Origin of the sequence: Microcoleus sp., from assembly GCF_041354475.1 — a bacterium.
Taxonomy (GTDB): Bacteria; Cyanobacteriota; Cyanobacteriia; order Cyanobacteriales; family Microcoleaceae; genus Microcoleus.
The window spans coordinates 50,041-70,860 of the sequence record NZ_JBGJZU010000024.1 but is presented as its reverse complement, the minus strand read 5'-3'; the positions used below and the strand labels follow the sequence as shown (position 1 = coordinate 70,860).

Here is a 20,820-nt window from a genome sequence, read left to right as displayed (position 1 = left end):
ATGTCACCTGAAATTATCAAAGGTTTCGTCATCTTAGCTTGCATCTTCATTCCCCTAGAAAGAATCTTTGCTTTACACAATCAAAAAGTCTTTCGTCGCGACTGGAAAACCGATGCTACCTATTTTTTTACAGGCCACTTTATTGGCCGATCAGGCGCGATTATTGTGGCTGTAACCTTGTCGCTGATGACCGATCTATTCAACCCAGAATTGCAAACCAAAATAGCCTCTCAACCTATCTGGTTGCAGTTGGCAGAAGCAATTGTAATTTCAGATATGGCATATTACATCGCTCACCGACTGCTGCATGAAGTACCCTGGCTGTGGCAATTTCATGCAGTCCATCACAGCATTGAACGCATGGACTGGTTAGCAGCAGTGCGGGTGCATCCCTGCGAGCAACTCTTTACTCAGATTTGCAAAATGATGCCTCTTTACTGGTTGGGATTTACTAAGGAAACTTTTGCGGTTTATGCTCTTTATTCGGCGGCGATCGCATTTTTAATTCATGCTAACATTAGCATCAAGTTTGGCCCGCTCAAGTGGTTCGTCGCCACCCCGGAATTCCATCACTGGCATCACAGTCTAAGTCCCAAAATTTACAACAAGAATTTTGCCGTTCAGTTGCCACTTTTAGATTTGCTATTTGGTACTATGTATATGCCCGTCCAAAAAATGCCCGATCGATATGGCATTTCTGATGCTATACCTGCTGGATATGTCGGACAAATGTTCTATCCATTTTCAAGGATGATGAAAAATGCTAAATCTAAATTTAAAACAAAGTATTAATCGCTATTCTCGCCCGTGGCTGGTAATTATGGGCTTGGGATTAATTAGTCTTGGTTCTTTGAGTGCAGTTGCCCTATTTAATCACATGGATATTCCCACTTTTATCGCTAGTTTAAATACCAAACAAGTAACTGTTGCCCAATTGCAGCAAGGTAAGTTGAAGCCAGTGATTTTGATAGATGTGCGATCGCCTGAAGAATACGCCGAAGATCGCATCGGTGACAGTCCGCTGGTTCCCCTAACTGATATTGAGATGGGGTTCGGGGCTAAACAGGTTCAAGCCATTGTCAAAGCTAGAGTTAAATCCGATCGACCTCAGCCAATAGTTGTACTGTATTGTGCTAGAGGAGGGCGATCGATTAAAGCATACCACAAATTGGAAAAAATGGCTCAGTATTCCCAAGATATTCCGCGAAATAAGACTCAACAAAATCAGGATATGCCCTTTAATTTTGTTGTCCTTTCCGGCGGTATCAAAGCGTGGCGACAAGCAGTGCCTGCTCAAAAAGATGCCACGATTTTAGGCAGAATTACTGTACCACAGAAAGCAACTATCAAAAGTAATTAGCTAAGAATCAGCATAATTTATGCGCTACAACGGCGGACTGAACTATGAAAGAGTAGCCTTTGTTAATTACTGCTACTGTACCTCGTAACAGCGGGAACCGCTGTATATAATCAGGAGTGCAACCGGAATTGATATTAAAACTTAAAAATTAATATAAATCAATATTAGTTGACTAATTAAACTTCCCGATCTAACAGAATATAATTTGATTATACTCAGCGTGTACTAGCCTCCATGAATCTCAAGGAACCCTTGCACAGTCATCTGATTCAAATTGTACGCGATCGCCACCCATACCTCGCATCAGGTGGACATTTCTATGTCCAGCAATACATCCGCGAACAGTTCGCACAGTGGGGAACTGTAGAAATAGATGATTTTGCGGTGCGCGGCCGGATTCATCACAATTTGATTTTGGATTTACCCCCCCTCAGTCCCCCCCTTAGCAAGGGGGGGAAGCTAGAACAGCTACCCCTTAGCAAGGGGGGGAAGCTAGAAAAGCTACCCCTTAGCAAGGGGGGGAAGCTAGAAAAGCTACCCCTTAGCAAGGGGGGGAAGCTAGAACAGCTACCCCTTAGCAAGGGGGGGAAGCTAGAACAGCTACCCCTTAGCAAGGGGGGGAAGCTAGATAATTTGCCGATCGTCATTGGTGCCCATTACGATACAGTACCCGGTACGCCTGGGGCCGATGACAATGCTACTGGGGTGGCTGTTTTGTTGGAACTCGCAAGGGCGATCGCACTTCAACCTCTCAAATATCCAGTGAAATTAGTCGCCTTCGATATGGAAGAATCCGGCTATTTCGGTAGCAAGGATTATGCTGATAAGTTAAAAGCACAAAAACAGTCCCTTCGGTTGATGATTTCTTTGGAAATGTTGGGTTATTGCAACCACAATCCCAACTCCCAAAAGTATCCTAGTGGATTGAAATATTTTTATCCCAATTCTGGCAATTTTATTGCTTTAATTGGTAATCTGCGGACTGTTCCAGATTTGATTAATTTGAGTGACAAAATTCGCAAATCTGGTCAGTTGTGCGAGTGGTTGCCGGTGCCGAATCGAGGTTTAATTGTGCCGGATACTCGCCGCAGCGATCATGCTCCTTTTTGGGATAATGGTTATCCGGCTATCATGGTGACTGATACTGCTAATATGCGCAATCCTCACTATCATCAAGCTAGCGATCGGATTGAAACTTTGGATTTAGATTTTCTCGCTGGTGTTTGTGGGGGGCTGATTGAGGCTATTCGACATTTATAGGAATTTTAGGGTAACGAACCGCGAAGGTGCAAAGGGCGCGAAGGAAGAAAAGAAAAGTTATGATTTTTATGAGTGGAAAGTTATGATTTTTATGAGTTGACTTGCTGGTAACTTTGTTGAATAATTTTAATTTATTCAAATATTACAGTTGAGAAAAAAATATGAATGCTGATTTTGTCGATCGCCAAAGCTGGCAATTTTGGATCGATCGCGGCGGTACTTTTACTGATATTGTAGCTAAAAATCCTGATGGTAAACTAATTATTCACAAGTTGCTATCGGAAAATCCCGATCGCTACACAGATGCCGCAGTTCAAGGAATTCGGGATATTTTGGGAATTCCGACAGATGTTCCGATTCCCGCGGCCACAATTGCTGCGATTAAAATGGGGACGACGGTGGCGACAAATGCTTTGCTGGAACGCAAGGGCGATCGCACGCTGCTGTTAATTACTAAAGGTTTTCGGGATGCGCTGAGAATTGGCTACCAAAACCGCCCGAATATCTTCGCGCGTCAGATTGTGCTGCCGGAAATGTTGTACGATCGAGCGATCGAAGTTACTGAACGCTACAGCGCCACAGGTGAGGAGTTAATTGCTGTTAATTTCGATTTTATCCCATCTTTGCAGCAAGCCTATGATGATGGAATTCGCAGTTGTGCGATCGTATTTATGCACGGCTACCGTTACTGGGAACACGAACAACAAGTGGCTGAAATTGCCAAGCAAATTGGCTTTACCCAAATATCAGTATCTCACGAAGTTAGCCCGCTGATGAAATTAGTTTCGCGGGGAGATACTGCGGTTGTCGATGCTTATTTATCTCCGATTTTACGCCGCTATGTCGAACAAATAACCAATGAATTGATCGAGGCAGAGCCTCTGGATCTGCGTTCCCAGGCAGAGCCTGGGAACGAGGAACTCCCTTCCCATTCCCCCTCCCCTTCTTCCGATTCCCCCCTAGGGGGGGGCAGGGGGGGGTCAGGAAATAGTAGCCCAACTCCCAATTCCCCATTCCCTTCTTCCGATTCTCCCCTAGGGGGGGGCAGGGGGGGGTCAGGAAATAGTAGCCCAATGCCCAATTCCCCATTCCCTAAATTAATGTTTATGCAGTCGAATGGCGGCTTAGTTGATGCCGCCCAATTTCAAGGAAAAAACAGTATTTTATCTGGCCCGGCTGGGGGAATTGTCGGCGCAGTTAAAACCAGTAAACTCGCTGGTTTTGATAAAATTATTACTTTTGATATGGGCGGAACTTCTACGGATGTTGCCCATTTTAATGGGGAATATGAACGAGAATTTGAGACAGAGATTGCTGGTGTCAGATTGCGATCGCCCGTGATGGCAATTCATACTGTAGCAGCCGGTGGTGGTTCTATTGTATTTTTTGATGGCGCCCGTTACCGCGTTGGGCCTGCTTCTGCGGGGGCGAATCCTGGGCCTGTTTGCTATCGGAAAGGTGGCCCTTTGACGGTGACTGATTGCAATGTGATGTTGGGCAAAATTCAGCCGGATTTTTTCCCGAAAGTTTTTGGATTGGATGCAGATTTGCCGATCGCCTCTGATGTCGTCAGGCTAAAATTTGTGCAATTAGCGGCGGAAATTGGGGGCGAGAGGACACCGGAACAGGTGGCGGAGGGTTTTTTGGCGATCGCCGTGGAAAAGATGGCTAATGCGGTGAAAAAAATCTCTCTTCAGCGCGGTTATGATGTTTCGGAATATACATTGTGCTGTTTCGGCGGTGCGGGGGGCCAACACGCTTGTGCGATCGCCGATGCTTTGGGTATGAAACGGGTATTTATTCACCCCTATGCGGGGGTGTTATCCGCCTATGGTATGGGTTTGGCTGATGTGCGGGCTATGCGCGAAAGGGCGATCGAGCAACAATTAAGTCTCGATTTAATTAATGATTTGCAGCCTATTTTGGCAGAATTGGAGGCTGAAGGAAGGAGGGAATTGAACCGCAGCAGCGCCGAAGTGGCAGAGGAAAAGGCAGAGGTTTTAGTTATTAGCAAGCTGCACTTAAAATATCAGGGAAGCGATTCGGTTTTACCAGTAAATTTCGCTCCCACTATTGAGATAATGCAGGCTGAATTTGAAGCAGTCCACCGACAGCGTTACAGTTTTATTATGCCAGAAAAAGCGCTGATTGTGGAAGCAGTTGCGGTGGAAGTTGTAGAAACAATGGATGTGCCGGATAGGTCAATAATTGCCTCTGATTGTGACACAGGCATCTTAGCGGTGCAACCAATTTCAACAGTCGAAATGTATGTGGCTGGTGGCTGGCGGGAAACTCCTGTGTATAAAAGGGAGAATTTGCGATCGCACGACTGCATTACTGGCCCAGCCTTGATTGTCGAACCCACGGGAACCAATGTCATTGAACCGGGATGGGAAGCGGAATTAACTTCCAGAAACGATCTCATTTTGAACCGCAGATGCAGCCAAATAAACCCAGATCGTCCCCGTTTATCTACGGTTGAAGCAGATCCGGTGTTGCTGGAAATCTTTAATAATCTGTTTAGGGCGATCGCCGAAGAAATGGGCATCACTTTACAAAATACATCTTCATCAGTTAACATCAAAGAACGCCTCGATTTTTCCTGCGCCATCTTCGACCAAAACGGGCAATTAGTAGCCAACGCCCCCCACATTCCCGTCCATCTCGGATCGATGAGCGAAAGTATTTCAGCTTTAATTTTAGCAAAAAATGCTACTCTTAAACCGGGAGATGTTTATGTGTCTAATAATCCCTACAACGGCGGCACGCACTTGCCAGATATCACCGTTATTACCCCAGTATTTGATAATACTAATTCTCTGCCTCTATTCTATGTAGCCTCGCGAGGACATCATGCCGATATTGGCGGCATCACTCCCGGTTCCATGCCTCCTAACAGTACGATAGTAACTGAAGAAGGCGTATTGCTGGACAATTTTCAGCTAGTAAAGGAGGGGAAATTCCAAGAAGCACAATTACTAGAAATTCTCACCTCCGGCAATTTTCCAGCCCGCAATCCTGCTCAAAATATAGCAGATTTACAAGCACAAATTGCCGCCAACAAGCGCGGCGCTGAAGAACTTCTCAAAATGGTAGAACATTACAGCTTGGAAACAGTGCAAGCTTATATGGGCTTCGTCCAAGACAATGCTGAGGAGTCGGTACGCAGGGTAATTGATGTGTTGCAAGATGGCGAATTTACCTATGGGATGGATAGTGGCGGACAGATTAAAGTAGCCATCACTATTGACAAATCAGCCCGCAGTGCCAAAATAGATTTTACTGGTACTTCTGGTCAACAAATCAACAACTTTAATGCTCCCGCAGCAGTGTGTAAAGCCGCTGTTTTGTATGTTTTTCGCACCTTAGTAGATGACGATATTCCTCTGAATGCAGGCTGTTTAAAACCTCTAGAAATCATCAATCCCGAAGGCTGTATGCTGAATCCACGCTATCCGGCGGCGGTAGTTGCTGGTAATGTGGAAACTTCGCAGAATATTACCGATGCTTTGTATTGTGCGTTGGGAGTGATGGCGGCTTCCCAGGGAACTATGAATAATTTTACCTTTGGAAATCAGCGCTATCAATATTATGAAACAATTTGCGGTGGTTCTGGCGCTGGTGCAGATTTTGATGGTACTGATGCGGTGCAAACTCACATGACTAATTCCCGTTTAACCGATCCAGAAGTGTTGGAATGGCGCTTTCCGGTACTGTTAGAAAGTTTTGCTATTCGGGCTAATAGTGGCGGCAATGGATGTCATCGCGGCGGGAATGGTGTGGTGCGGCGAGTGCGGTTTCGGGAGGCGATGACGGCGGGGATTTTATCGGGGAGGCGGGTGATTTTTCCCTGCGGTTTGAATGGGGGAGAAAACGGTGTTTTGGGACGGAATTATGTGGAAAGGATTGATGGGAAAGTTGAGGAGTTGGGGAGTACGGCGACTGTGGAAATGCAGCCTGGGGATGTTTTTGTCATTGAGACTCCTGGGGGTGGAGGTTATGGTACTATTATGTAGCAGCGGTAAAATGAACTAGAGTCTAGAGGTAATAGTCATGGCTGACAATTCTTTTTTTGATGAGTCCAGAGATAATTCTTTAGTGAAATCAGCAATAGTTGCTAAATACTTTTGGGCCTGGGCAAAAGTAATTATACCCACAGCCAAGAAAAAGAGTAATAAAATTGCCTATATTGATTTGTTCTCTGGGCCAGGTCGCTATGAAGACGGTTCTAAATCTACTCCACTACTTATCTTGGAACGTGCTATTGCCGATCCCGATATGTCACAAATGCTAGTAACCTTGTTTAATGATAAGGACTCAAATAATACTCAGTCTCTCGACCAGGCTATAAAATCAATTCCAGATATAGGAAGATTAAAGCATACACCAAAAGTTGTGAACCAGGAGGTTGGAGAAGAAATTGTCGAAGCAATTCAAAAAATTAATTATGTTCCTACACTATTCTTTATCGACCCTTGGGGTTATAAAGGCTTGTCTCTTGGGCTAATTGGAGCGGTTATTAAAGATTGGGGCTGCGATTGTATATTTTTCTTTAATTACAATAGAGTAAATATGGGATTACCTAACGTTTCTGTAGATAAACACATGAACTCTCTATTTGGTCAAGAGCGAGCTAATGCGCTTCGGGAACAACTAAAATTGAAACAACCCTATGAGCGAGAGTTGGTTATTGTGGAGGCCATCTCTCAGGCTTTAAAAGAAATAGGTGGCAACTACGTTCTGCCTTTTTGCTTTAAAACCGATACAGGAACCAGAACTAGCCACCATCTAATTTTTGTGTCTAAGAATGTGCTTGGTTACTCAATAATGAAAGAAATTATGGCAAAAGAAAGCTCTAGTACAGAACAAGGCGTACCTTTGTTTGAGTATAATTCAGCCACACAATATCAACCTTTACTTTTCGAGCTATCACGACCGCTTGACGATTTGGAAAATATGCTGTTGAATGAATTTGCTGGTCAAACACTGACGATGGAAGCAATTTATAATCAGCATCATGTTGGCAAGCGTTACATTAGTAAAAATTACAAGGAAGCTCTGCGGAAACTAGAACAACAAGGTAAAATTATAGTAGATCCACCTGCGAGTAAACGAAGAAAGTACAAAGGAGAAATTACCTTTGGAGAGCAGGTGAAAGTTACATTTTTACCAAAGTAGGTATTACTACTTTATTTGAGTTGCGACTCCCACTCAAAGTGTATCGATTCCATTTCTTTTGGTGTTTTTCCCATGCTTCTGGCATTTCATCCCAAATTTTATCATCAAGAAGTCTCCCAGCAGCTTTAGGTGTTCTACCTCCCCATTGCTTGAAGAAAAACGCGACTCCAGCATCCTGACACTGATCCCGAATACTTTGTGCCCATTCTTTCTGCATCGGACGGTATTTTTGCCCAGATTCTCCCCCAACTATTACCCAGTGAATATCTGTTAGATCGAGTTGCAAGGGCCCTAAAAGTGGTTCGCAGGATAAAAAGCGTACCTTGGCATTGACTTGTCGCAAATAATCTACACGATGGACATAGTTTTGATTTTCTACAGACACCCCCATCCAAATATTATCAGACCAATCAAGTTGAGGCGCTAACTCTAGTAAACGTTCATGTCGCTTGGTAAGGATTTGATAAATGTGATGAGGAGTTTCACGCATTACCTCAAAAACTTGTCTCAGAAATTCAAGAGAAACATCTTCATGGAACAAATCGCTCATTGAGTTAACAAAAATGCGACTAGGCTTTCGCCAAGTTTTAGGTTCATTTAAACGCTTTGGATATTCCGTTAAATCAAAGCCGTTAGGAAAATTAGTATGGAATCGCTTTGTTAATGCTTCCGCATAACAATGCGCGCAACCTGGACTGACTTTATCGCAGCCAGTTGTCGGATTCCAGGTCCGATCGGTCCATTCTATACCAGTATTAATGCTAGACATACAATAACTTTACCATTAATAAAAGTTTTTCGGCGCTACATAAATACAATTAAAATATACTAATTGAAATTTATTCAGCCTTGCCTACAACTTAATTATATAACTAATTGACTTAAATATCAACAATATTTTAATGCAATAATTTAAGGCACTTGCATTAAATGTATATCGTGTTGTAAAATCGTGCTGCACCAGCATATTTTACCAAAACAATTGTGCAAACACCTAATTTTTCCGAATTCAACCATCCTGTGGTCAAATCTCTGTTCCATCACAGCGATCGCCAATTATTGACCCTGTTTCAAAATCATCCCGATCAGGGTAAGTTCTTTACGGCAATTTTTTGCCGCTACGCTCAAATAGTGCATTCCCTAATTCGCCATTCTGTGCGATCGCCAGTCCAAGGAGATTACCTATTCGCCCACACTTGGCTGCACATCTATCACGAACTCCGAGGCCTCGATTTGCGCCGGGAAATCCAAGAGTCTGATGGCGACAATCTCAGTCTGCAAAACTGGCTCATTAATGTCACCGCTATCTGCATAAATCAAGCCGAATTGCCTCCTGTTGAGACGATTCATTATTCTTTGCAATCCGCTCCACCTCCTCTCTGGTGTTACCTCAAACAAGCCTTAGAATTGTTAGCACCCCTACCACGTTTAGTTGTGTTGATGGCTCAGACTTTCCGCTGGAGCGAAACCAGAATTGCTGCTTATTTACAAGCAGAAGGTGAAGCTATTTCGCCGGCTCAGGTAAGGGCTTTACTGCAAAAAGGATATCAAACTCTGGAATCAAATTTGCCCGATGATATTCGAGCTATTTATCTCGATGAAAATCTTGACTATCAACAGGCACTTGTTTAGATATACACATTTACTGTAGTAAAAATAACACCATCATAAACCCGCCTTTTCTAGTTCTAGGGGCGGGTTTTACCCGAAATTTTTGCTAGAACTAACAGCATACTAAACCAGCCCTTTCGCGAATACAGAGGAAAAAATGGCAGTTTATCAAGTTCGGTTGGTAAATCAGGAACTGGCGCTCGATCGCACGATCGCCGTACCAGACGACCAGTATATCTTAGATATGGCAGAAGATGCCGGCATTCGCTTGCCCAATGGATGCAAGCAAGGAGAGTGTTCTGCCTGCGTTGTCAAGCTGCTTAGCGGCGAAATCGACCAAAGCGAACAAAAGTTTTTGAAGTCCTCAGAATTGCAAGCTGGCTACGCTGTTACTTGTGTAGCTTACCCGCTTTCTGACTGCACTTTGTTAACTCATCAAGAACAGGTTTTGTATCACACATCTCTTTATTTGAAGTAATATCGTTGACCGTTGGATCGGAATGATTTAACCTTACTAGAACGCAGAGAACACAGAGGGAGATAACAGAGATCAATAATTCCCGTGCTACCGGATTTGAAGTAAGGGGGGTAGGCACCGGGGCACTACCCCTACAGAATCATCGTTTTCTGGAGAATGAAACACCCCTGCCCCCAAGGGAGGATGAGGGATATTCAGGAAGAATTCAACTGTCAACGTTCCAGCAATTGCAGCATCCGCTGAAGCGGAACTTCTACCCAATCCACGCGGTAATTAAGTTCATACACCAGCTCAGAAACCGTTTTTTCTAAGATGTAAGCATCCAGCAAAACTTGTATTTCCGGGATGGATTTGGGCAAGAAATTTGCATCCGCTGCTTTCTGCAAATAACTGTTGAGAAAAGTCAGGCTAACCCAACGATCCCAAACCTTAGCCCACTGCTGCATCTCCGATAAATTTTCAGGACGAATCATCCCACTTTCTACTTCATTGCGGAGTCCCAAACTAACAGCATAGTTGAAAGATTGTAGCATTCCCGCCACATCTCGCAGGGGCGATCGCTTCATCCGCCTCTCGCTTAAGGGTCGATTTCTTTCTCCTCCAAAGTTAATAATCACAAACTCTTTCCCTGTATACAGAACTTTTCCTAAATGAAAGTCCCCATGACAGCGAATTCGCTCTGCCGTGATTTTCAAGTTCAAAATAGATTTGAAACGTTCCATCAGCAAGTCTTCCCGATTTAGCAGAGTTTGTCCCAATTTTTGGGTTTCCGGTGGCAGTTGGGACAGCCGTTTTTTCAGTAGCAGCAAAGTCCTTCCTGCTAAATTTCTCATCTGTTGATAGATGGAACGTTGGTAAAATGAAGTGAAATTTTCTGGAGCAAAATCAGGATTTTGTGCATCGGAAGCTAAAGCTAGGTGAAGTTCGGCTGTCCGCTGTCCTAAAAGTTCGGCGGAGGCTAAATAGGAACCGATTAGTTCGCGAGCTAATTCGGGAACTGCTAGGGATAAGTCGGATACTAACGAGTTTGAATTCCGCTGCATTCGTGAGGTGTTGGCATTGGGTAAATAATTTTCGGGGTCCGTAGATAAGTTGTCTGCTGCATACTTTGCTTCTACTGCCATTACTTGCTCGAAATAGTCGCGCAATGTGTCTAAGGTATAGGACCAGGCATCCCTGCTATCGGGGACGAATTTTTGCAAGATACCCATTGTCATTACTGGTTTCCCTTCCGCCTGATATTCTAAATATCCGGCAATGGGAGCAAAGTGTTGAATCAAGTTGCGATCGGTTAAAAAGCGTCCGATTTCTAATTCTGGGTTGATACCTTCTTCAACTTTTCGTAATAGTTTGAACGCAAAGCGATCGCCGTAACCTGCGGATGTATTGCTATGTTCTTTTTTGAATACATGAGGTTCTAGCTTTGACAAATCTGGTTCAGAGGTGAGTGCATTGTCTGGAATTCCTAGCACTTTACCCGTGGCACCTTTGTAATTACCAGAATGGGCGATCGCCTCTAGCATAGCACTGAGAAAAGCTTTGTTAGTTGCTGCATCAAATAGTACCCCAACTTCGTCTTTTTCTAAAAATTGAATCCTGGCGATCGCCCGTTCGTCCACATCACCTTGAATCTCTTCCCAACCTACAGGCAAAACGTAAGTTTCGGCCATCCCTTCAGTATAATTTAACTGCAACAGTAAAATGTAGACTGTGGATTCTAATCCAGGAGATTTTTTACATTCAACTGGCACAATTTCATCTATTTGCAAAGATTGAATCGTCCTATCCCTACCTATAAACCAAGGACTAGAGCGCAAGTAATCAGGCAAAATAGGAACCAGTCCTTCTCTCAATTTACTGGTAGCAAAAGCTGTTTTCCAGTTGCCTGGGATACCTAATGTCGGCAGTTCCGTTTGAGGTAAGTGTAGGGAAAATTCTTCGGTTTTGACAGTAAGGGTAAACCAATAAAACGAGTGAGGACTCAAACTCAAAAAGTAAGCCGAATCGCCCACAGCCGGAAACTCTGTCCGACCAAAAATCTCCACCGGAATAGCACCTTTGAAGGGCGAAAGGTCTAATTCTGCCGTCTGTACGAAGCGGGACAAATTCGCTACTACTAAAACGTGTTCGTCTTGATAAGTACGCACAAAAGCTAAAACTTTGCGGTTTTCCGGGTAAAGAAATTCGCAAGTTCCGCGGCCGAATGCTTGGAATCGTTGGCGAATAGCTATGAGGCGTTTCATCCACCACCAAAGAGAATTTGGATTAGAGCGTTGCGCCTCCACATTCACAGATTCGTAGTGATATTCAGGGTCAACAATTGGCGGTGCGTATAGCCGTTGCTGGTTAGCACGACTGAAACCGGCATTGCGATCGCCACTCCACTGCATCGGAGTTCTCACGCCGTTGCGATCGCCCAAATAAATATTGTCACCCATCCCAATTTCATCGCCATAGTAAAGCACAGGCGTACCCGGAAGAGAAAGCAGCAAAGCATTCATCAACTCAATCCGGCGGCGATTATTTCCCATCAGTGGAGCCAAGCGACGGCGGATACCCAAATTAATCCTCGCCTGGGTATCTTGAGCGTAAACTCGGTACATATAATCTCGGTCTTCATCACTCACCATTTCCAGCGTCAGTTCGTCATGATTTCGCAAAAACAATGCCCACTGACAGTTATTAGGAATCTGGGGAGTTTGCTGGAGAATATCAATAATCGGAAAGCTATCTTCCATGTGTACAGACATGAACAAGCGCGGCATCAGCGGGAAATGAAAATTCATGTGACATTCATCCCCCTCCGCGTAATATTCAACCGCATCCTCCGGCCACTGATTCGCCTCAGCTAGCAGCATTCGGTTGGGGAATTTCTCATCTACGTGCTTCCGCAATTGTTTGAGAAATACGTGAGTTTCTGACAAGTTTTCACAGTTAGTACCTTCGCGCTCGTACAAGTAAGGCACCGCATCCATTCGCAGTCCATCCACTCCCATTGCTAACCAAAAATCTACCACATCTAATATGGCGAGACGCACCGCTGGATTGTCATAATTCAAGTCTGGTTGGTGGGAATAAAAACGATGCCAATAATAAGCTTTTGCTACGGCATCCCAAGCCCAATTAGAAGTTTCAAAATCCTGGAAAATAATCCGAGCATCTTGATATTTTTCTGGCGTATCGCTCCATACATAAAATTCTCTTTCTTTGCTACCTTTAGGAGCACGTCGCGCTTTCTGAAACCAAGCGTGTTGGTCTGAAGTGTGGTTGACAATTAACTCAATAATAACTCTAATTCCCCGCAGGTGGGCTTCTTCTAAAAGATGTTTAAAGTCTTCTAAAGTGCCATAAATCGGGTTGACACTCATATAATCGGAAGTATCGTAGCCATCATCTCGGAGCGGGGAGGGAAAAAAGGGCAGTACCCAAATTGCTGTTACTCCCAAGTTTTTCAGGTAATCCAGTTTTTCAGTTAACCCACGAAAGTCGCCGATACCATCACCATTGCTGTCGGCAAAAGCGCGAATTGGTACTTCGTAAATGATCGCATCTTTGAACCACAAAGGGTCGTCATTTAAGATTGAGTTTTGCATAATTATCCTGGGGAAGAAGGAAGAGGGTAGAGGGAATTGTGATAGCAATCAGATTTCATTGGCGATCGAGATTTTTTGGTTTCAGGAACCGCTCAGACACTGATGCGCGCTCAAATCGATCGACAGGTTGATAAATCCTGTAATGCTTGCTATTTTTCAAATCCAAACTTGTTGATTATAACTCATAACACCCTAGCACTTTCTCATACTAAAGGCTGAGTCGTTCACGATGGTTTATGAAGGCGAAACTTATAAATTATTAACAAAAAACTTGGCTAATCTGCGATATATCCTATCCTGAAATCAAGTCCTAATCTGTTTGCTGGTAACTTTTCCTTCGGCATCAATATTGTCAATAATGGAAATGCCTACTGCTAGTTATAGCTAATTTACCCCCATCTCCCTCCGTCTCTCTCCATCTGAAATTACTAGATGTCGGCGGTTGGAAGCATTAGGTGTGGCATTCCGTACCTATTGGACGGTTGGCACGACAATACACTATCTTGACATCCTCTGCAAACATTTGTTACATTTGTTTACATAAAACAACAAAACTTAAGGAAAAGCCGCCATGACTATCGTAATCGCCCTTTTAATCGTCGGTTGGGTAGCAGCCTCAGTAATTGGCACTCAAGCATACTTCCTGGGCGAACAGTCCAAGCCCATCCACGATCGCAATTGGAACTCAGAATCTTTTGAAAAATTGGCTGTAACCGTCACCGGAACAGAGATTGATTACAGCCTTCGCGTTCCCGCCTACAGCCTGGATGCCTATGGTAGCAGCACCATGTCCAATTCCTAATTTGAACCATTTTCAATAATAGGTAATACCAATTTCATAAAGTAGTGCGACATAACTACCCCCCCAACCCCCCCTTAGTAAGGGGGGGCTTTGAACGGCATCTGTAGCAAATATTTATGAAATTGGTATAAGTCCTGAAATCATTTGGGGAACAGGCTTTTTTGCCTGTTCCTAACCAAGCTACAAACTGTTACCAACTAAGGCCGGACGAGACTCTATTTTGCGAAATTGCAAACTATTATTTTCACAATCGATCGCAATTGTATCACCCTCCACAAACGCATTTTCCAGAATCTTATTAGCCAGTGGGTTTTCCAACTCGCGCTGAATAGCCCGTTTCAAAGGACGAGCACCATAAACTGGGTCGTAACCAACATCTGTGATATGGTTTTTGGCAGCATCCGACAGTTCCAAGGTAATCTTTTGTTCCGCCAACAACCGTTCAATTCGCTTGACTTGAATAGTGACAATTTGGCGGAGTTCAGTTTTGCTCAAAGTGTGGAACAAAATTGTCTCATCCACCCGATTTAGAAATTCCGGCCGGAAGTGCGATCGCAACGCATTCATCACCCGTTTTAACATTTGTTCGTACTCTTCGTCAGTCTCCCGTTCAGAAATAGGTAAACTTTCTGGTTCCTGAGAAATGGGAGGATTCACAACATCAGAAACTCGCGAAGCCGAAATTTCAACCGTACCATCATCATCAACTTTATAGTTGGTCTTTTGACTGGAAAAATCCGGGACTTCCTGCTTGCGAACGGTAGTTTTTTTAGGTGTTTTTCCCTTCTTAGAAAAGACTTCTAAAATGTGGTCGCTTCCGATATTGCTAGTCATCACAATCACGGTATTTCTAAAGTCCACCAATCGACCTTGAGAATCTGTGATTCTGCCATCATCCAACACTTGCAGCAAAATGTTAAATACATCCGGGTGTGCCTTTTCCACTTCATCAAATAACACCACCGAATAAGGATGTCTCCGCACTGCTTCGGAAAGTTGTCCCCCTTCATCGTAACCGACATATCCGGGGGGAGCTCCTACTAACCGAGAAACGTTTTGCTTCTCCATATATTCGGACATATCAATGCGGACGATCGCATCATCGCTATCAAATAAAAACTCCGCTAAAGCCCGCGCCAACTCAGTTTTACCGACACCTGTCGGGCCCATGAACAAGAAAGAGCCGATCGGCCTTCCGGGGTCTTTCATCCCCGCACGAGCTCGGCGAATGGCGGCAGCAACGGCTGTCACAGCCTCCTGTTGACCGATTACCCGGTGGTGCAAATGCTTCTCCAATTGCAGCAATTTTTGGCGTTCCGATTCCAGCAACCTGTTGACAGGAATCCCAGTCCATTTGGCAACAATTTCTGCAATATCACCCTCAGTAACTTTTTCGCGCAGTAGGGAAGAACCTTGAGATTGTTGTTTCAAAAGTTCGGCTTCTTTGGCTTCCCGATCGCGCACCGCAGTTTCCAATTTGCCGTACTTTAACTGGGCTGCTTTATTCAAATCGTAAGCTCTTTCTGCCTGTTCTATTTGCACTCGCAATTGGTCTTCTTCTGCTTTCAATTTATTGATGGCATCCAACAACTGCTTTTCGCCAGACCACTGAGAAGACAATTTTTCCTGTTTGACTTTCAAAATGTCAATCTCAGTTTTGATGCGTTCGATGCGGGGACCTATTCCCAAGGCTTGAGTACCTTTTCCCTCACCTTCGATGGACAATTTTTCCATTTCCAACTGCATCACGCGGCGGTCGATCGCCTCCAATTCCACAGGTTTAGAAGTAATTTCCATTTTCAAGTGGGCGGCGGCTTCATCTACCAGGTCGATCGCCTTATCCGGCAAAAAGCGATCGGAAATATAGCGAAAAGACAAAGTTGCAGCAGCCACCAAGGCCGAATCAGTGATTTTTACCCCGTGGTGGCGTTCGTAACGGTCTTTCAATCCGCGCAAAATCGAAATAGTATCTTCAACGCTGGGCTCGCCGACAAATACTTGTTGAAAACGGCGTTCCAAAGCCGGGTCTTTTTCGATATGCTTGCGGAATTCGTCGAGAGTTGTAGCGCCGATACAGCGCAATTCGCCGCGGGCTAACATGGGTTTCAACAAATTGCCCGCATCCATTCCTGAACCGGAACTACCGCCGCCGCCAGTACCGACAACGGTGTGCAATTCGTCAATAAATAGGACTATTTGCCCGTCGGAATCGATGACTTCTCGCAGGACCGATCGCAGTCGTTCTTCAAATTCGCCCCGGAATTTTGCCCCAGCAATTAAACTGCCCATGTCAAGGCTAAATAGTTGGCGATTTTTCAAAGATTCGGGGACGTCACCGTTAACAATGCGTTGGGCCAAACCTTCGGCGATCGCCGTTTTGCCGACTCCGGGATCGCCAATTAACACCGGATTGTTTTTTTGGCGGCGGGAAAGAACTTGGACTACCCGGCGAATTTCTTCATCGCGGCCGATTACGGGGTCAAGTTTGCCTGCTTTTGCAGCTTCGGTTAAATCGCGGCCGTATTTACTCAGGGCGTCGGAGTTAGCTTCCCCATCTCGATCGGGAGTTTTAGGGTTGCGGAGGCTGGATTTGTTGGTTTCGGAATTTTTTTCTGGGACTTTTGCAGTAGCGCGGACAGATTTGATGGCTTCTTCGAGTTTTGGGCGATCGATCGTACCGGATGCCGGTCTGCGATCGTAACCAGGGCGTCCCGGTGGCCCATCGCCCCTAGTCAGCAAACGCCTACCAACTCGTTCATCTTCTATTAAGCCAATTAATAAATGTTCAATGGCGATAAAATTATCTTGCCAAGTCACTCTGGTGGCTTCGGCAACATCTAACATCACATCTAAGCCACGACCGAGGTAGAGTTGTTCAGCGTTGGTAACTCTCGGCTGTCGTTTGGCAAAGGCTTCTAACTGTTGCCCAAAGCGGGTGACATCTATTCCGGCCAGGCTGAGAATCGTGTTTGCTAAACCAAGCTGTTCTAGAATGGCGATCGCTAAATGTTCAACCTCTAGCTGCTGATTGGCAAAACGGCGCGCTACATCCTGGGATTTGACAATGGATTCCCAGGCTTCATCGGTAAATTTGCTAGGGTCTGTTGGCTGCACTTTGGTTCCTCGCAATCACAGGGATTTTTACTATTATAAATAGCTTCTTCTTCTTTTGAAAATATTAAGTTCACCCAAATGTTTATTATTTACTGACAATCATGCTATTTCCCACTTACCAGTTTTTAGTTTTTTTTCTAATTCTCTTTAGTGCGATCGTCTCTTTAAAACACCAAGTGGACTTATATAAAATTGTCCTCCTACTTTCCAGTTTATTATTTTATTCCTTTTGGAGCTTCGATTTTTTATTTTTGCTAATTTTAGGTACTACCTACAATTATATCATTCTCCGGGCTGTTTGCCACGGAAAACACAAAAAACTTGCTTTAATATCCGGTCTAATTTTCAACATTGCCAACCTCGGCATCTTTAAATATTGCAACTTTTTCGTAACTTCTTTATTTGACCTCCTCAACCAACTCAAAATCTCCGCCAGTTTTCAAGTATTGCAAATTCTCATCCCCGTCGGTGTCTCATTCTACACATTTAGAATGATTTCCCATTTAATCGACTGCTACCAGAAAAAAATCTCCTGTCCCAAGTTTATAGACTACGCCACCTACATCACCTACTTCCCCCAAATTGCCTCCGGGCCCATATCGCGAGCTCCAGAATTTTACTCCCAGCTAAATTCACCCAAAAAATACGACTATAAAATCGAAGAAGTTATAGTTTTAATTTTGTCAGGACTGTTTAAAAAATATACTTTATCGAGCTTTTTGTTTAACTTCACTCAACTGCCCTTCAAAGTTCCACAACAGTATAGTAGCATTGATTTAATTCTCGCCGTAATTTCCTATTCCTGTTTGATTTATGTAGATTTCAGCGGCTACTCAGATTTAGCCAACGGTATCTCCTGTTTGCTAGGTTTTAAACCTATTGTCAATTTTAATATGCCTTACCAATCCTTAAGCCTCCAAGAATTTTGGAAAAGGTGGCACATCAGTCTTTCCGAGTGGCTGAGAGATTACGTTTACATCCCGTTAGGTGGCAACAAACACGGCAAATTGAGAAAATATCTGAATTTATTATGCACAATGGCGATCGGTGGATTTTGGCATGGTGCTGGTTTAAACTTTCTTGTCTGGGGTGCTATTCATGGCTTAGGATTAGTTGTCAACCATTTATGCAGAGATATACCCCAAGCTATCCACTTCAAAATTGACTATTTATATCCGAAAACAGCGAGATTTTTGAGTTGGTTATTTACCTTTAGTTTTGTCAGTGGTAGTTGGATATTTTTCGGCACTCCCAACTGGGAAACAGCCATCCATGTGTTCCAAGGAATTATCCATTCTGCCGTCAAGAGTTTTCAATTTAACTTTTGGCAATTATATTTAGTCATTGCAGTTATAGGGGCTATTAATTTTTGGGGCGATCGCATCGCCAAAATATTGCTGATCGTATTTTCATTAAAAAACATTTTTTTTCGGGTTGTCTTAGTTTCCCTGTTCGTGTATGCTATTTTGATGCTGGGACCCAGTACAGTTCCGCCTTTTATATACTTTAATTTCTAAGAAATATGAGAGACAGGGAAATTCTGCTAATCGCTACTTCTGTAATTCTAACTTTAATATTTACCAATCTCTCCTTATTTCTCAAAAGTTTTTCCTCAACCCCTTTCGCTAGTCCAGAAATAAAACAAGCAGCAAGACAGATAGAACTAGAAGGTTTTAGGAAATCGGAGCAAGATTTTTGGAGCAAAATCAAAGATATTAACTTAGATAGCCTCCCAGTCAAGTCAGCAAAAAATCCGGTAGAAACAGCAAAAAAAACTGCCCTACAACCCAAAAAGCTAACTCTAAAATCACCTAAAAAAACCACCGCAGCCAAACCAAAACTGACCAGACCTTATCGTAAATTTTTATTTATTGGAGATTCCGTAATGCTCGACTTAGGGACTCAACTTCAGTACAGTCTCAAGCAAAAGTATAATATGGCCGATACCAAAATTGACTACAAAGTATCCAGTGGCTTAAATCGGATAGATTATTATGATTGGTATGCCAGAACCAGTCAAATTATTAAGGACTATCAGCCCGATGTCGTGATAGTTTTATTTGGAGGGAATGACACTCAAGATATCGCTGATTCCCAAGGAAAATACAGGGTAATTTTGACTAAAGAATGGCAACAAGCCTATCAAGAAAGAGTTGATAAATATGCCAAACTATTACATAATTCCTCCGTGCGGAAAGTGTACTGGGTTGGTCAATCTAACTCTAACAAATCGGCGTACCTTGAGGCTTTTCCAATTATGAACAATATTTATAAAAATGCGATGAAAATTTCCCCAAAAATTACTTTTATTTCAACTTGGGAAATTTTTGCAGAAGGTGGTAAATTTACTCCGGTAGTTGCTGACAAATCAGGGAAACGAGGCTATGTAAAAGTGAATGATGGTTTGCACTTTACCTCCCACGGCGCTGAGATTATCAGCGACTTAATCGTTGACAAAATGGTGGCGGATCGAGTCTTACAAATTCCTAAAAAGCAACTGTAAATCAGATTATCTAAATTGTGAAGGAGCCAGTCCGAGCAGTCTGGGTTCCCAGGCTCAGCCTGGGAACTAGGAAACAGCTAGAGCGCGAGCATTTTCCTATTTAGCTAGTGATAACCAGAGATTTACAGCGGTCATGCGAAAGCCCCTACGAATATATTTGCACTCATTGAGATGCACCCAACCCCGTTTCTAGTCGCATCGATTTTTCAGTTGCACTAATTCAACTTTATATCCATCGGGGTCTTCCACAAAGGCAATGACTGTTGAACCGTGTTTCATGGGGCCTGGTTCGCGACTAACTTTACCGCCGCGAGTTCTAATTGCTTCGCAGGTACCGTAAATGTCGTCAACCCCGATCGCAATATGACCGTAAGCATTGCCTAAATTATACTCTTCAACGCCCCAGTTGTATGTTAGTTCCAAAACTGTATGGTCAGATTCATCACCGTAGCCGACAAAAGCCAGAGAAAATTTACCGTCGGGATAATCTTTTTGTCGCAGCATTTTCATGCCCAGCACTTCGGTGTAAAATTTGAGGGACTCTTCTAAGTTTCCGACTCGGAGCATGGTGTGTAATAATTGCATTTAGCTCACTCCAAATTTTTTAAGCTAGATTCAATTTTACCGATTTCTTGCGAAAAAAACTCGCGCCGGTAGCGTCACCATTGTCGCAAGTTGATAACTATCTATTAGCTTTACTGAACAAAAACCACCACAACTCCAAACCAATTAGTGTCAATCCACCTAGGGTGACACCCACTTTTAAACCTAAAGGCTGTTCAATAGTCTGAAATTTAGTGGTTGAATGAGAAGGTTCGGTAGACATTTCCGCAGCTTGAACTCCCGATGCGATTCCGATCGCAATTCCTACACTCGCCAGAGTTACCCAAATTTGACGGGGGTGCAACATTTTTTTGATTA

15 protein-coding genes are annotated in these 20,820 nt (G+C 43.7%); 10 read left to right on the top strand and 5 right to left on the bottom strand.

What is annotated here, in order from left to right:
* From ACBR23_RS11755 to ACBR23_RS11735, 5 genes are all read left to right on the top strand, one after another.
* Positions 1 to 792, top strand: coding sequence for a sterol desaturase family protein (locus ACBR23_RS11755; RefSeq protein ID WP_371119621.1), 792 nt, complete (start codon positions 1 to 3; stop codon positions 790 to 792).
* The gene (locus ACBR23_RS11750) at positions 761 to 1,360 is read left to right on the top strand and encodes a rhodanese-like domain-containing protein (protein ID WP_371119622.1); all 600 of its coding nucleotides are present in this window, start codon (positions 761 to 763) and stop codon (positions 1,358 to 1,360) included. Before ACBR23_RS11755 ends, ACBR23_RS11750 begins: the two co-directional genes overlap by 32 nt.
* Before the next feature lie 234 nt (positions 1,361 to 1,594).
* Entirely contained in the window at positions 1,595 to 2,620 is a 1,026-nt protein-coding gene (locus ACBR23_RS11745; RefSeq protein ID WP_371119623.1) for a M20/M25/M40 family metallo-hydrolase, read from the top strand.
* A gap of 161 nt (positions 2,621 to 2,781) precedes the next feature.
* Entirely contained in the window at positions 2,782 to 6,636 is a 3,855-nt protein-coding gene (locus tag ACBR23_RS11740) for a hydantoinase B/oxoprolinase family protein (RefSeq protein WP_371125648.1), read from the top strand.
* A 37-nt stretch (positions 6,637 to 6,673) separates the two neighbouring features.
* A complete protein-coding gene (locus ACBR23_RS11735; RefSeq protein ID WP_371119625.1) occupies positions 6,674 to 7,798 on the top strand; it encodes a three-Cys-motif partner protein TcmP in 1,125 nt (374 codons plus the stop codon).
* Here ACBR23_RS11735 and ACBR23_RS11730 read toward each other — a convergent pair.
* Complete coding sequence (locus ACBR23_RS11730; protein WP_371119626.1) at positions 7,779 to 8,567, bottom strand: DUF5131 family protein; 789 nt, start codon at positions 8,565 to 8,567, stop codon at positions 7,779 to 7,781. The genes ACBR23_RS11735 and ACBR23_RS11730 overlap by 20 nt on opposite strands.
* A gap of 215 nt (positions 8,568 to 8,782) precedes the next feature.
* Here ACBR23_RS11730 and ACBR23_RS11725 point away from each other — a divergent pair, with 215 nt between their 5' ends.
* On the top strand, positions 8,783 to 9,430 hold the full coding sequence (locus ACBR23_RS11725) for a sigma-70 family RNA polymerase sigma factor (RefSeq protein ID WP_341737321.1): 648 nt from the start codon (positions 8,783 to 8,785) through the stop codon (positions 9,428 to 9,430).
* A gap of 136 nt (positions 9,431 to 9,566) precedes the next feature.
* On the top strand, positions 9,567 to 9,887 hold the full coding sequence (locus ACBR23_RS11720; RefSeq protein WP_371116884.1) for a 2Fe-2S iron-sulfur cluster-binding protein: 321 nt from the start codon (positions 9,567 to 9,569) through the stop codon (positions 9,885 to 9,887).
* A gap of 212 nt (positions 9,888 to 10,099) precedes the next feature.
* On the opposite strand, the gene treS is transcribed toward ACBR23_RS11720, so the two are convergent.
* Positions 10,100 to 13,480, bottom strand: a complete 3,381-nt coding sequence (gene treS, locus ACBR23_RS11715; RefSeq protein ID WP_371119627.1) for a maltose alpha-D-glucosyltransferase — start codon at positions 13,478 to 13,480, stop codon at positions 10,100 to 10,102.
* Between the two features lie 571 nt (positions 13,481 to 14,051).
* Here treS and ACBR23_RS11710 point away from each other — a divergent pair.
* Positions 14,052 to 14,282 (top strand): photosystem II protein, Psb35-related, encoded by a 231-nt coding sequence (locus ACBR23_RS11710; RefSeq protein WP_341737324.1) that lies wholly within the window; start codon positions 14,052 to 14,054, stop codon positions 14,280 to 14,282.
* Between the two features lie 180 nt (positions 14,283 to 14,462).
* Here ACBR23_RS11710 and ACBR23_RS11705 read toward each other — a convergent pair whose 3' ends face one another.
* Entirely contained in the window at positions 14,463 to 17,396 is a 2,934-nt protein-coding gene (locus ACBR23_RS11705) for an ATP-dependent Clp protease ATP-binding subunit (RefSeq protein WP_371116886.1), read from the bottom strand.
* A gap of 176 nt (positions 17,397 to 17,572) precedes the next feature.
* Between ACBR23_RS11705 and ACBR23_RS11700 the strand changes: the two genes are divergently transcribed.
* Complete coding sequence (locus tag ACBR23_RS11700) at positions 17,573 to 18,913, top strand: MBOAT family protein (RefSeq protein WP_371120937.1); 1,341 nt, start codon at positions 17,573 to 17,575, stop codon at positions 18,911 to 18,913.
* 5 nt (positions 18,914 to 18,918) lie between these two features.
* A complete protein-coding gene (locus ACBR23_RS11695) occupies positions 18,919 to 19,899 on the top strand; it encodes a DUF459 domain-containing protein (RefSeq protein ID WP_371116888.1) in 981 nt (326 codons plus the stop codon).
* 189 nt (positions 19,900 to 20,088) lie between these two features.
* On the opposite strand, the gene gloA is transcribed toward ACBR23_RS11695, so the two are convergent.
* Both gloA and ACBR23_RS11685 read right to left on the bottom strand, forming a co-directional pair.
* A complete protein-coding gene (gloA, locus tag ACBR23_RS11690; RefSeq protein ID WP_371116889.1) occupies positions 20,089 to 20,484 on the bottom strand; it encodes a lactoylglutathione lyase in 396 nt (131 codons plus the stop codon).
* 97 nt (positions 20,485 to 20,581) lie between these two features.
* Positions 20,582 to 20,809, bottom strand: a complete 228-nt coding sequence (locus tag ACBR23_RS11685) for a hypothetical protein (RefSeq protein ID WP_371119628.1) — start codon at positions 20,807 to 20,809, stop codon at positions 20,582 to 20,584.
* Positions 20,810 to 20,820: the final 11 nt, after the last annotated feature.